Below are 13053 nucleotides of genomic sequence, written 5' to 3'. Positions count from 1 at the left end.
ATTAAACAGATCGCTCAAAAAAAAATACTTTAAATTACATTTTAAGTAATATATTTGTTAAAAGCTATTTTTACAAACTTAACCGTTTTATCTATCAAAATTGTCCAAAAAACTTTCACTTTTGATCAATTCACTGTAATCTTCAGGTTTGTGAAGTAAAAGTCATTTGTTACATTTTTACAAAAGCGTAAAACAGATCCCAAAAAACTTTGTTTTGAAATACTTTTTCAACCCATTTAAACACTTCTATAATTCATGAAAAATGTAAAAGAATTACTTCTAACCTTATTTTTATTCACCTTCATGCACACTACTATACATGCACAAAATGAAATTATACCGCTCTGGAATACAATCCCTGATGAAATAAAAGCTCCGGAATACAAGGAAAATGAATCTTTTGTAGACGGAAAAGTGCAGAGTACACGTTTAGTTACCGTTCCAACATTGAGTGTTTTTTTACCTAAACAAACTAAACCCAATCAAACTGCTGTTCTTATTTTTCCGGGAGGAGGATACCAACATTTAGCCATTGATAAAGAAGGTACCAAAGTCGCCAACTGGCTCAATAGCCTGGGAATTGCAGCTTTTGTTGTCAAATACCGATTACCTAGTGATCTAATCATGAAAGACAAAAAAAACGGACCATTACAGGACGCACAGGAAGCTATACGTCATGTAAGGCAAAATGCAACAAAGTACAGCATAGATGTTAACAAAATAGGGATTATTGGCTTCTCAGCCGGAGGTCATTTAGCCTCAACCCTGGCAACACATTACGACGAGATAACTTACGATACAAAATCTAAAACAAGTGCACGCCCGGATTTTTCACTTTTAATTTATCCGGTAATATCCATGCAAAATGAGATTACACACAAAGGCTCGCAAAGTAGTTTACTGGGGAATAATCCCTCACAGGAAGTACGTGATTTTTATTCTAACGAAAAGAAAGTTACTTCAAAAACTCCTCCCGCTTTCCTGATTCATGCCACAGACGACAAAGCCGTTTTACCAGAGAACAGTATTAATTATTATCTGGCGCTTAAACGAAACGGGGTTTCAGCTGAATTACATCTTTATGAAAAAGGAGGTCATGGTTTTGGGTTGGGCGTAAATAGTACAAGTAAATTTTGGACCCGAGATTGCGAAGAATGGCTTAAAATTAATGGTTACTTATAATAGCAGTAGGAAGAATAAAAAAAAGGGTCTTTAGATCCGGATAACCCAATAACCAAATCTAAAAACCCTATAAAAATCAGACTCTTTTGTAATCCTGCAAATTCATACAAAGCTTATATCCACGATCAAATGAATAAGTCTAATTTTCATTGTAATTAAAAAAATTGTTTCTCCAAAAACAGTTAATTATAACAACCTATTATGCGGTCTAAAAAGGTAAACACAGCATAATTACCCGTTATTATGGCGCGAAATTACAAGCAACTTTAGAGAAATCATTACGGCTTTCCGCATTATGAAAAACTTTTTCCTCCCAAAAACGCTAAGTCACTGACTATCTGAAGCACTACAGCTGTAAAATCTTTTGTTTTTTTTTTTTAAGGGACTAAGAAACTAAGGTGCTTAGATACTAAGACACGAAGGTGCTAAGGTTTTACAAATTTTCGAAGTTTTCTTATTCTAGATTAAGTTACAACAAGCTCTTTACTAGTACATTTGTAAAATACAGACTTTTTTTCTAAGCTATTAAGGCCTAAAGTTACTAAACTTATGGAATCTTAGAACCTTAGTAGCGCAGCACCTTAGCATCTTAGAAAGAATTCTAAAAACTATTATCTATGAAAACATACGAATTCTTACTGCTTGGAAAGAACCAAGCCATTCTTGAGATTTTGCTCCGATTAGTAAATGCTTACGAAAACTGGAATGCAGTTGGTTTTAATGACGAAAAACTGGCTCAGGATTATTTTCTGAACCACAAAATAGATATTGTCCTTTTGAGTTCGGGGATCGAAGATCATATCGAAAAAGAGTTTACTTCTTTTTGTTTAAAACAGCAGCCTGATGTTGAAGTAATTGAACATTTTGGAGGAGGAAGCGGTTTATTAAAATCAGAAATTGAATATCGATTGCATCTGAAAGGAAAGATTTAGATGCCAACAAATTCTTTAAATTTGCCAAAAATCGAACGTTAAAATGGAAAAGAAATATTCAGTTGTCATTCATCCTTCACCAGAAATAATTGAGGCCATCAAAACCATGAAAGAACTTCTGGCGACTAAAATTGGCTGGTTCAACAGTAAAAATTCGGTGGCACATATTACGATTTGCGAGTTTACAACTGACGATTCTCAACTGGATAAATTCAAGCAAAAGCTCTTTAATGTTTGTGATACCTTTACTCCGTTTCAGGTACATTTGGATGATTTTGGTTCGTACGAAAGCGGTGCTTTTTTCATTGCTCCAAGTGAAGAATCAAAAAAGAGTTTACAGCCTGTCATGAAAAAGACACAGAAAGCGTTACTACTTTCCAACCTTAAAAAAAGCAGTGATCCGCATATTTCTATCGGCAGAAAACTAACTGCTGAAAATCTTAAAGTCGCATCACAGCTCTTTACCACTATTGCAATGAATTTTTCCTGTAAAGAAATTATTCTCCGTGAATTAGATCCCATAAAAAAACAGTTTTTTGTCATTGATTCTTTTCCTTTTGGCAGTAATCCGCAGCCGGAACTTATACAGGGAACTTTGTTTTAAATGTTAATTGTGAGATGTGAGATGCAAGATGTGAGATGCAAGATGCAAGATGTGAGATGTGAAGAGTAGAAAACCTGAAACTTGAAACTAAAAACCTAAAACCTGAAACCTAAAACCTGAAACTTGAAACCTGAAACTTCAAACTTGAAACTTGAAACTTGAAGTTGCCTTTTTATGTACCGAAGAGGCACGCTGGGTAAATGCACAACGCATTGAGGTTTCAGGCGGAATGAATTTGTAATTTTTATTTTGTGAATCTATAATTAAACCCGACAGGTTTCAAAAACCTGTCGGGTTTATAATTCTGAGTATATTGAATTAGTAAGAATTCTGTTTTAATCTTTCTCGATGATTACATCAAAACCTCCGTTTTTATCAAAAACAATGTCATAGAATTTGGCGTTTTTTTGTATCCCAACTTCGTAAGTGGTTTTGTTTTTATCGTCTACCACTACTGCCGATTCTTTAATGGCACTGGCAGGATAATTTTTCTTCAGATAGGTTTGTGCTTTTTGTGGCAGCTGACTGAATGGAATCTGTAATTCAAAAGCTTTGAGAACTCCCAAATTATCATAAACCGCCAATGCACTAGTGTTTTTATCTGTTTTAAACTTAGCTTCATACCGAATTTCATCGTCGTCATCTCCAACATATTTCAATATCCAGACCGGAACTTTACCGGGATATTCTTTCTGAAAAGTAAAAACTACTTTTTCAGGGGGTGTGACCACTTTGTCAGGAGAAACTCCACTCTGCCCTATTAAAAAACTGCTATACAAAAAGGTTATCATCAGGAATATTTTTTTCATGTGCCCAATTTTAAATTAACATCTCTTAATAACGTATTAAAATTACTACTTTATTCTGAAGAAAAAATGATATTGTAAAAAAATGTTAAAATAGTCGGTAACAATGTTCTGTGTCAGACGTCTTACGAAAAACCAAAACCTAAAAAATGAAATCTAACCTGAAAAATTTTGAAGCTTCACCACAGCTTTATGCACGCATAGCCGGGATATTATATTTGGTCATTATCGTCATGGGATTCTTCGCAGAAACATTTGTCAGAAACAAATTGTTTGTGTCCGGAGATGCCACTGCCACTGCTCAAAATATTATGCATTCGCAATTTCTGTGGAAAATTGGCATTACAGCGGATCTTATTATGCAAATCTGCGATCTGCCGGTCATGATTATTCTCTATTATCTTTTAAAACCGGTAAACCGAAAACTTGCTCTTTTAAATCTATCGTTCAATTTAATCCAGACTGCCGTTTTAGTGGCCAATAAACTGAATCTTTTGGCAGCCTTATTTTTTCTGGGTGATGCCCAATATTTAAAATCTTTCAGTCCAGAGCAGTTACACACCTTATCTTATCTTTCGATCAAATTGCACGATTTTGGTTTCGGAATCGGATTGATCTTTTTTGGATTTGTTTGTTTACTGGAGGGCTATCTGATCTTTAAATCGGGTTATCTACCAAAGACTATTGGACTTTTAATGAGCCTGGCGGGAGTTTGTTATCTTACCAATAGTTTCTTCTTAATTCTGATCCCGAAACTTTCAAGTATAATTTTATTGATGCCTTGTTTAATTGCCGAATTGTCTCTTAGTTTATGGCTGGTTTTTAAAGGGGTAAAATTGCCGGTCTGGAAACAGCAGTTGGTATAATCAACCTTAATAATGCAATTAATTTAAACACAAAGATTCTAAGTGTTGAAAAATAATAGCCACAGATTAAAAGGATTAAATCGATTAAAAAATCTGCCAGATCTGCGGGAATTTGTTTTTTTTCACACGCAGATCTAGCAGATTTTGCAGATTTTTTTTTTAATCCTTTTCAGTAGAAGCTATTACTTTGAAAATCATTCAACTTGTGCAATTAATAAAACCTAAAATTGGAATAGAATCAAAAAAGCCTGCCGGAATTACTCCTGAGCAGGCTTCTTCTTTGAAATAATTGAATTAGTAAGCTCCCTTCATTTCTGTTTTTTTTATCAATTTTACGTCTATTTCAGTCTAATGTTACATCGGTATCATTTTTTCAATCGATCTGATAATTCTCTTTTATAGGTAATACCAATGGGTAATTTTTCGTTTTTAATGACCACAAAATCTTTATCGGTGGTCTCAATTTTATCCAGTGCTACGATATAGGACTTGTGAATGCGCATGAAATTCTTCTCGGGCAGGCATTTCTCCAATTCACTGGTGGTGATAGAAGCCAGATACGTTCTTTTTATGGTATGTAACTTCACATAATTCCCAAAACTCTGTGCAAACAAAAGCTGGTCCAATTCTATCTCAATAAAGTAACCGTCAACCTTCACTGTAACGGAATTGATTACTGCATCTTCAGTTTTCACTTTACCGTTCTCCGTGGCAAAAAAACGATCGATAGCTTTGAGGAATCTTGGAAAATAAATAGGCTTGAGAAGATAATCTATAACACCGTAATCGTAACTTTCAAGGGCATACTCAGAATAAGCGGTCGTTAAAATTGTACTGGGATGTGTGGGAATAATCTTCAGTAATTCCATCCCTGATATCTCCGGCATATTGATGTCCAGAAACATCAAATCAACAGGATGGTCTCTTAAATAATCCATTGCCTCAATACCGTTAAAGCCCTGAAAAACCAATTCTAATTGCGGATTTTGCTTGATGTAATTCGCCAGCACATAATGCGCTGCCGGTTCATCATCGACAATTATACATTTTTTAGGTTCTCTCATTCTACAAACTTTTTCAATTGCAGTTTCAAATCTACAATGTAAGTATTCTTATCGTCCTGAATGTCTAGTTTATAGGCTTTCCCATAAATCAGATTCAATCGTTCTATGGTATTTTTTAAACCAATCTTAGTCGAAATAACATCCGTTTTTTTCTTTGGAATGGAATTTACTACATGCAAATGAAGCAACCCGTTCTCGACCGTAATAATGATTCTCACAAAACATTTTTCTATCGCACAGGTTCCGTGTTTGAATGCATTTTCGATAAACGCAATCAGCAGCATGGGTGATACTTTATAGGCATTTTCATTATCGATTTTACAGTCGTACGTAATCTCACAACGATACCCTACCCTTTCTTTCTCCAGCTGAACATAACTGTTTATAAACTCGAGTTCGTCTTCCAGAGACACGCATTGTTTGTTATTGCTTTCAAGCTGATAACGCATCAACTGCGATACTTTCATGATTAAATCAGATGTTCGGTCCGGAAACTCGAGACTAATTCCGTAAAGCGTATTAAAGGTATTGAATAAAAAGTGTGGATTCAATTGTCCCTTCAATGAATTCAATTGCATTTGATTGAACAAAAGAGTCTCATCGGTCTGTCTCTTGTGAATTCTGTAAAACTTAAAAACAATTATCGGGCTCAGTATACAAACCAAAGTCCCTAAAACACTGGCCAGTTGATACACATAACTGCGCTGATGAGAATTTTGATACAAACGGCAGTTACTAAACATTTCCAGACTGGTCACCTCATACAAAACAACCGAAAAGAGTAATACTCCCGCCAGTGTCAGAAAAATATAAGTCACGGGACGCTGTTTTTTAAAAAGTATGGGAAGCAAAAAGAAACGGTTGAACTGGGCGTGCAGGTATAAAATTAAATAGAAAAAGATCCCCATTAAGATGGAGGTAAACGAACTGAACAACATCCAGTCGTTTTTTAAGGTATAAATAGTAAATGAAAAAGCAACAACGGCAATTTCCTGCCACCATTTGTGATCCAATATGTTTTCCATTTCTCTCTTCATTCTTAAAACTTAAATAGTTTACAAATTAACTACATTTTTTTAATTTTTATTTCCAATAAATGACCAATTGAATTGGTCATTTATAATCGCATTACATCATTTAAGAAAGCTTTTATCCGACCAAGTGAAATAATTTTGAGAGATCAAATTCACACCACTAGTTTATATGTATTTCAAAAAAATTACTTTATTAGTTTTCTTGATTTTTGCCTGTGGTAGTTCTGCTCAAACCCTGTCTTTAAAAGAAGCCATAAAAACAGGTTTGGAAAACTACGGTTCCATCAAGGCAAAAAACAATTACACCAATGCATCACGCGAAAGTCTTAAGCAGTCTAAACGTGATTACCTGCCCAACCTAAACTTATCGGCGCAACAGGATTACGGAACTGTAAACGGTCAAAATGGGCCTCTTTATGGCTTTGGGGGTCTTGGAGTAGCTTCATCCGGACTTCCTTTACCGGAACAAAACTGGAATTCGGCATTTGGCGCACTTTATCTGGTCAACATGAACTGGGATTTTTTCACTTTCGGAAAAACGCAGGAAAAAATCAATTTATCTAAAATTGATGTTCAGGCCAAAGAAAAGGATCTGAAACAGGAAAAATTTCAACAGGAAATCAAAATTTCTGCCGCTTATCTGAATTTACTCGCAAGTCAGAGATTGTTGATTTCACAGCAAAAAAATCTGGATCGCGCTCAGGTTTTCAAAAAAACAGCCGTAGCAAGAGTGAAGAACGGATTATTAGCCGGAGTCGATTCTACTTTAGCCACTGCCGAAGTATCAAAAGCTAAAATTGCGCTGAATCTGGCCAAAAATTTTGTGAAAGAACAAAACAACAAATTGGTCGATCTAATGGGCGTTGCACCTCAGGATTTTGTAACCGATTCTCTTTTTGTCACTCAAATTCCAAAAGAACTGATTAAGGAAAATACTGCCACAGACAGTCTTCATCCTTTATTACAATTGTATAAAACAAAAATCGATTACAGCGATCAGCAAGTCAAATTGTACAAAAGATTCTATTATCCAACCATGACTGCTTTTGGTGTATTGCAAACCAGAGCTTCAGGATTTGACAGCAGTTATGCCACAAATCAGCATGCCTTTACCCGAAATTACTGGGATGGTGTCAATCCGGATCGTACCAATTATTTAGTTGGAATTGGAATTACATGGAATTTAACGACTCCTTTCCGTTCAAACAAGCAAGTCACTGCTCAGAAATTTATTTCTCAGGGACTACAGGAAGAATACAACCAAGCCGATCGTGAGCTGAAATCGCAGTTGAATTTTGCTGAAGATAAAATCAAAATCACTTTAGAGAATTATGCCGAAGCACCCATTCAGGTAGATGCTGCCAAAAGAGCTTATCTTCAGAAATCGACTTTATACAAAAACGGCTTAACTGATTTGACTGATTTAACGCAGACCATGTACGTTTTAAATCGTGCCGAAATCGATCGTGATATTGTCAATAATAATGTATGGCAGTCGTACCTACTGAAAGTCGCTGCAACAGGAAATTTTGACTTATTTATAAATGAATTTTAATTATAAAGCCCAATGAATTTAATACGTTTTGCACTCCGCAAGCCCATCTCCATTCTCGTATTGGTTGCGGGTCTCTTTTTCTTCGGAATTGGTGCCATCAGAGACATTAAGGTCGATATTTTACCGAAAATGAATTTGCCGGTTATCTATATTGCGCATCCGTTTGGAGGTTACACACCCGACCAGATGGAAGCTTATTTTGCTAAAAACTACGTAAACGTTTTACCTTTTTCGAATGGTATCAAATCGGTAGAAACCAAAAATATTCAGGGGTTAATGATTATGAAATTAACCTATTATGAAGGAACCAATATGGCGCAGGCCGCTGCCGAATTGAGCGCGCTGTCCAACAGAATCCAGGCGGTTTTTCCTCCGGGAACACAACCTCCTTTTATCATACGTTTTGATGCTTCATCATTGCCAATCGGACAATTGGTTTTGAGTTCAAAAATCAGATCGAACAACGAATTACAGGATTTAGCTAACGTTTATGTTCGTGCTTCTTTTACTTCAATTCCCGGTTTATTGTCTCCGGCTCCTTTTGGCGGAAGCCCAAGAACTATCGAGGTTAACGTAGATCCGGATCTATTGCGTTCGCACAATATGACACCCGATCAAATTGTCGAGGCCATTCGTTTAAACAATCAGACGGCCCCTTCCGGAAACGTGAGAATGGGCGACAAAAATTATATTACGCCTACCAATAATACAATTAAAGAAGTTAAAGATTTTGAACAGATTCCGTTATTCAAAGGCGGTGTTCAAAACTTAAAATTAGGCGATGTGGCAAGCGTAAAAGACGGTGCCGATATTACAGCGGGTTACGCTTTGGTAAACGGAAAACGTTCGGTTTATATCAGTATTGCAAAAGCGGGAGATGCTTCGACCTGGGATGTGGTTCAGAAATTAAAAAAAGAACTTCCTAAAATTCAGAGTACACTTCCCGAAGATGTTAATTTATCTTACGAATTTGACCAGTCGGTTTATGTAATCAACTCCGTTAAAAGTTTGATTACCGAAGGAATTATCGGTGCGGTTTTAACGGGATTAATGGTAATGCTTTTCCTGGGCGACCGTCGTGCTGCTTTAATCGTCATTATGACCATTCCAATTTCGATTATTTCCGGAGTTTTATTCCTGAAATTATTCGGACAAACGATCAACTTAATGTCTTTGAGCGGACTAGCGCTTGCCATTGGAATTCTGGTAGACGAAAGTACGGTAACCATCGAAAACATTCACCAGCATCTCGACATGGGAAAACCCAAGGCACTCGCCATTTGGGATGCCTGTCAGGAAATTGCTTTGCCTAAATTATTAATCTTACTCTGTATACTAGCCGTATTTGCACCGGCATTTACCATGGTGGGAATTCCCGGAGCCTTGTTTCTTCCTTTAGCTTTAGCGATTGGTTTCTCTATGGTTATTTCGTTTTTATTGTCTCAAACCTTTGTGCCGGTAATGGCGAACTGGATGATGAAAGGACACGAAAAACATCCACATGGCCCTGAAATTACCGACGACGAAGCCGAATTTAATGACTGCGGTTTAACTCCCGAATCAGAACAAAATCTGATCACTCAGAAAAAAAGCTATGTAGAAAGAGAAGATACTAATAATAACGGAAAAATAAGTCCTTTTGAGCGTTTCAGAATTCGTTTCATGCGAACTTTAGACCGATTGTTTGTACATAAAAAAGTAACATCGATTGTTTATTTAGTTTCAGCGACTGTTTTAGCTATTGTTCTAATTGGTTTTATCGGAAAAGATGTTTTCCCAAAAACAAATTCAAGTCAGTTTCAATTGAGAATGCGTGCTGTTGACGGAACGCGATTGGAAAGAACCGAAGAACAAGCCCGAATTGTGCTGAAAGAATTGGAAAAAATGGTAGGTAAAGAGCATATCGGAATTTCTTCTGTTTATGTCGGGCAACACCCTTCCCTGTTCTCGATTAACCCCATTTATCTCTTTATGGCGGGTTCGCATGAAGCGGTTTTTCAGGTAAGTTTAAAAGAGTATCATGTCGATATGGATGAGTTTAAAGATGAGTTAAGAGCAAGACTGAAAAAAGTTTTACCGGACACTAAACTTTCTTTTGAACCTATCGAATTGACCGATAAAGTATTGAGTCAGGGGTCTCCTACTCCAATTGAAATTCGAATTGCCGGAAAAGACAAAAAACGAAATGAATTATATGCCACTCAGATTGTAAACAAACTAAACGCGATATCTTATTTCAGAGACGTACAAATTGGTCAGCCGATACACTATCCGGCCATGAACATTAATATTGACAGAACACGTGCAGCCGAATTGGGCGTTGATATGAATGATATTTCACGTTCTCTTATAGCATCGACTTCATCGTCACGTTATACTGAAAAAAACAACTGGGTCGACGAAAAAGCAGGATTATCCTATTCTGTACAAGTTCAGGTTCCGTTGAATAAAATGAAAAGCAAAACCGATATTGGAGAAATTCCGGTATTGAAAAACTCGCTTCGTCCGGTTTTAAGCGACGTTGCCAAAATTACACCCGGCTTTGTAAGTGGTGAAAATGACAATTTAGGGGCCATGCCATACATTACCGTTACGGCCAACATCAACCAGACCGATTTGGGGACGGCCACAAAAGATGTTGCATCGACCATTAGTTCATTAGGCGAATTGCCTCGTGGTTTATTTATAACTCCAATTGGACTAAGCACGGTATTGAGCGAGACATTAAGCAGTTTACAGACCGGATTATTGGTTGCCGTTTTTGTAATCTTCTTAATGTTGGCCGCTAATTTTCAGTCGTTCAAAGTTTCGCTGGTGATCTTAACCACAGTTCCGGCGGTTGTTTTAGGCGCTTTATTAATGCTGACCTTTACAGGTTCAACACTTAATTTACAATCTTATATGGGAATCATCATGTCTGTCGGAGTTTCTATTGCCAATGCCGTTTTATTGGTGACCAATGCCGAACAGCTTCGAAAAATAAACGGGAATGCCTTAGAATCTGCCAGAGAAGCCGCTGCACTGCGTCTTCGTCCGATTATCATGACTTCTGTTGCGATGATTGCGGGAATGTTACCCATGGCGATTGGTCATGGCGAAGGAGGCGATCAGGTTTCTCCATTAGGAAGAGCGGTTATCGGCGGATTATTATTTTCTACTTTTGCCGTATTGTTGATCCTTCCGCAGATATTTGCATGGGCACAGGAAAAAACATCGACACAATCCGTTTCTTTAGATCCTGAAGACGAAGAAAGTATCCATTATATCTCATCCTTAAATAAGTCTAAAGTTGGAAAGTCATAAAGTCATAAAGCCGAAAGTCATAAAGTCGAAAGTTACGATCGTCGCGAAAACACTTCGATAAACTTTTATACTTTCTGAATACTTATAAAAACATATATAAAACCAAAAAATGAAAAATAACATTATAAAATCTACAGCGATACTATTTACAGCTTTAGTTGTACTAAGCTGTGAAAAGAAAAAAGAAGAAGCGCCTAAAGCGGAAATCGAACCTAAAGTCGAAACTTTCCTTTTGGCCAAAGAAAAACTGACTACAGAATTGCGCTTACCGGCAGAATTAACCGGTTTTCAACAAGTCGATTTGTATGCCAAAGTGAGCAGTTTTGTAAAATTGCTGAAAGTAGATATTGGTTCGAAAGTAAAAAAAGGACAATTGTTAATTGTTCTTGAAGCACCGGAGATCAGTTCGCAATTGGCTGCTGCCGAATCGAGATTAAAATCGATGGAAGCCATTTACGCGACCAGCAAAAGCACTTACAACCGTTTGTACGAAACGAGCAAAGTTGAAGGAACCATTTCTAAAAACGACTTAGAAATGGCCAGCGGAAAGAAAAACTCAGACTACGCACAATATCAGGCAGCCATCGCGGCACACAAAGAAATCTCGATTATGAGAGGGTACTTAGAAATCCGTGCTCCTTTTGACGGAGTGGTAGCCGCCAGAAATGTCAATTTAGGAACCTTTGTAGGTCCCGCAGGAAAAGGTTCCGATTTGCCTTTGTTGACCATTCAGCAACAGGATAAATTGCGTTTGGCCGTTTCGGTACCAGAATTGTACACCGGATATTTACACAATGGCGACGAAATGAGCTTTAATGTAAAATCGCTTCCGGACACTTTTACCGCTAAAATCACCAGAATGTCCGGCGCTTTAGACTTAAAACTGCGTTCTGAAAGAGTCGAAATGGACGTTCACAACACCCAAACCAATCTATTACCCGGAATGGTAGCAGAAGTTTTATTACCGCTTAACGCGAAAGACAGCACGTTTGTAATTCCGAAATCGGCATTGGTAAATTCAGCCGAAGGTTTGTTTGTCATTAAAGTCCTAAACCACAAGGCCACCCGCGTTGACGTTAAAAAAGGAAGAGAAATCGACGACAAAGTGGAAGTCTTCGGAGATTTAAACCTGAAAGATAAACTGGTAAAAATCGCCAGCGAAGAAACTAAAGATGGTGATGTTATAAACGAATAACCTGTGTTTCTCCTTCTTTTTTAGTAGATTAACAAAAACTGTACGCATTTTTAGGAGTGCAAAATTAGAAATTTGCTTTAGGACAGCTCTCATTAATTTGGGAGCTGTCCTTTTTTGTTTGATAAACAGGTAGAAATACGTGGTTGTTCAATTATGTAAATTGATATTTTTGAAAAAAATATTACATTTTTTTGATTAGATATGCTAAATATTTAATCTCAACATAACTGCGAACCAAACAATTATTACAAACCTAAAAAAAAAAATATGCCGACTAGAAATGGAAATTATTCAGCCTTTTATGTAAGTGAACCATTTAGCGAAAGTAGTCTTTCTGCACATGCAACAAAAGATTTTATATATTATAATTTACTCCGAGCATGGAAGGGCAATGAATCTACTTTTCCTTTCACTGATTCTCACGATAAAAATTATAATGTACGTGATAGTAGCGACTGGGAATTAACATTAAAACCTAGAATACGTGAAAGAATAAGATATTCACAAAATAT

Annotated in this window: 10 protein-coding genes and 1 pseudogene; 8 read left to right on the top strand and 3 right to left on the bottom strand. The window is 36.8% G+C overall.

The annotated features are described in order from the left end of the window. Nucleotides 1–255: 255 nt before the first annotated feature. The 3 genes from JO950_RS18805 to JO950_RS18795 all read left to right on the top strand — a co-directional run bounded on the left by JO950_RS18805 (nucleotide 256) and on the right by JO950_RS18795 (nucleotide 2718). Nucleotides 256–1182: an alpha/beta hydrolase gene (locus JO950_RS18805; RefSeq protein ID WP_202704017.1), complete on the top strand. Its 927-nt coding sequence runs from the start codon at nucleotides 256–258 to the stop codon at nucleotides 1180–1182. 617 nt (nucleotides 1183–1799) lie between these two features. Next, nucleotides 1800–2114: a hypothetical protein gene (locus JO950_RS18800; protein ID WP_017495605.1), complete on the top strand. Its 315-nt coding sequence runs from the start codon at nucleotides 1800–1802 to the stop codon at nucleotides 2112–2114. A 43-nt stretch (nucleotides 2115–2157) separates the two neighbouring features. After that, nucleotides 2158–2718, top strand: coding sequence for a 2'-5' RNA ligase family protein (locus tag JO950_RS18795; protein WP_202704016.1), 561 nt, complete (start codon nucleotides 2158–2160; stop codon nucleotides 2716–2718). A 335-nt stretch (nucleotides 2719–3053) separates the two neighbouring features. Here the strand turns inward: JO950_RS18795 and JO950_RS18790 are convergent, their stop codons facing one another. After that, a complete protein-coding gene (locus tag JO950_RS18790; RefSeq protein WP_202704015.1) occupies nucleotides 3054–3527 on the bottom strand; it encodes a PepSY-like domain-containing protein in 474 nt (157 codons plus the stop codon). Nucleotides 3528–3673: 146 nt separating this feature from the next. On the opposite strand from JO950_RS18790, the gene JO950_RS18785 reads away from it, so the two are divergent. Then, entirely contained in the window at nucleotides 3674–4390 is a 717-nt protein-coding gene (locus JO950_RS18785; protein ID WP_202704014.1) for a DUF4386 domain-containing protein, read from the top strand. Nucleotides 4391–4755: 365 nt separating this feature from the next. Here JO950_RS18785 and JO950_RS18780 read toward each other — a convergent pair whose 3' ends face one another. Continuing rightward, the gene (locus tag JO950_RS18780) at nucleotides 4756–5454 is read right to left on the bottom strand and encodes a LytTR family DNA-binding domain-containing protein (RefSeq protein ID WP_202704013.1); all 699 of its coding nucleotides are present in this window, start codon (nucleotides 5452–5454) and stop codon (nucleotides 4756–4758) included. Then, a complete protein-coding gene (locus JO950_RS18775) occupies nucleotides 5451–6479 on the bottom strand; it encodes a sensor histidine kinase (protein ID WP_370528126.1) in 1029 nt (342 codons plus the stop codon). The genes JO950_RS18780 and JO950_RS18775 overlap by 4 nt, the downstream gene beginning before the upstream one ends. A gap of 178 nt (nucleotides 6480–6657) precedes the next feature. On the opposite strand from JO950_RS18775, the gene JO950_RS18770 reads away from it, so the two are divergent. The 4 genes and pseudogenes from JO950_RS18770 to JO950_RS22315 all read left to right on the top strand — a co-directional run. Next, on the top strand, nucleotides 6658–8043 hold the full coding sequence (locus JO950_RS18770) for a TolC family protein (RefSeq protein WP_202704011.1): 1386 nt from the start codon (nucleotides 6658–6660) through the stop codon (nucleotides 8041–8043). Nucleotides 8044–8055: 12 nt separating this feature from the next. Continuing rightward, on the top strand, nucleotides 8056–11346 hold the full coding sequence (locus JO950_RS18765) for an efflux RND transporter permease subunit (protein ID WP_202704010.1): 3291 nt from the start codon (nucleotides 8056–8058) through the stop codon (nucleotides 11344–11346). 109 nt (nucleotides 11347–11455) lie between these two features. Beyond that, nucleotides 11456–12541 carry an efflux RND transporter periplasmic adaptor subunit gene (locus tag JO950_RS18760; protein ID WP_202704009.1) on the top strand — a complete coding sequence of 362 codons (1086 nt, stop codon included), beginning with the start codon at nucleotides 11456–11458 and terminating at the stop codon, nucleotides 12539–12541. A gap of 267 nt (nucleotides 12542–12808) precedes the next feature. Continuing rightward, nucleotides 12809–13053, top strand: a pseudogene (locus JO950_RS22315) (hypothetical protein); the annotation flags it as partial.

This window comes from Flavobacterium sp. UGB4466, from assembly GCF_903469665.1.
GTDB classification, from domain to species: domain Bacteria; phylum Bacteroidota; class Bacteroidia; order Flavobacteriales; family Flavobacteriaceae; genus Flavobacterium; species Flavobacterium lipolyticum.
This window is presented reverse-complemented; position numbering and strand designations above follow the sequence as displayed.

Coding starts and splice junctions, on each gene's coding strand:
- JO950_RS18790 (WP_202704015.1), bottom strand. CDS start 3,527: ATGAAAAAAATATTCCTGATGATAACCTTTTTGTATAGCAGTTTTTTA.
- JO950_RS18800 (WP_017495605.1), top strand. CDS start 1,800: ATGAAAACATACGAATTCTTACTGCTTGGAAAGAACCAAGCCATTCTT.
- JO950_RS18805 (WP_202704017.1), top strand. CDS start 256: ATGAAAAATGTAAAAGAATTACTTCTAACCTTATTTTTATTCACCTTC.
- JO950_RS18780 (WP_202704013.1), bottom strand. CDS start 5,454: ATGAGAGAACCTAAAAAATGTATAATTGTCGATGATGAACCGGCAGCG.
- JO950_RS18760 (WP_202704009.1), top strand. CDS start 11,456: ATGAAAAATAACATTATAAAATCTACAGCGATACTATTTACAGCTTTA.
- JO950_RS18785 (WP_202704014.1), top strand. CDS start 3,674: ATGAAATCTAACCTGAAAAATTTTGAAGCTTCACCACAGCTTTATGCA.
- JO950_RS18795 (WP_202704016.1), top strand. CDS start 2,158: ATGGAAAAGAAATATTCAGTTGTCATTCATCCTTCACCAGAAATAATT.
- JO950_RS18775 (WP_370528126.1), bottom strand. CDS start 6,479: ATGGAAAACATATTGGATCACAAATGGTGGCAGGAAATTGCCGTTGTT.
- JO950_RS18770 (WP_202704011.1), top strand. CDS start 6,658: ATGTATTTCAAAAAAATTACTTTATTAGTTTTCTTGATTTTTGCCTGT.
- JO950_RS18765 (WP_202704010.1), top strand. CDS start 8,056: ATGAATTTAATACGTTTTGCACTCCGCAAGCCCATCTCCATTCTCGTA.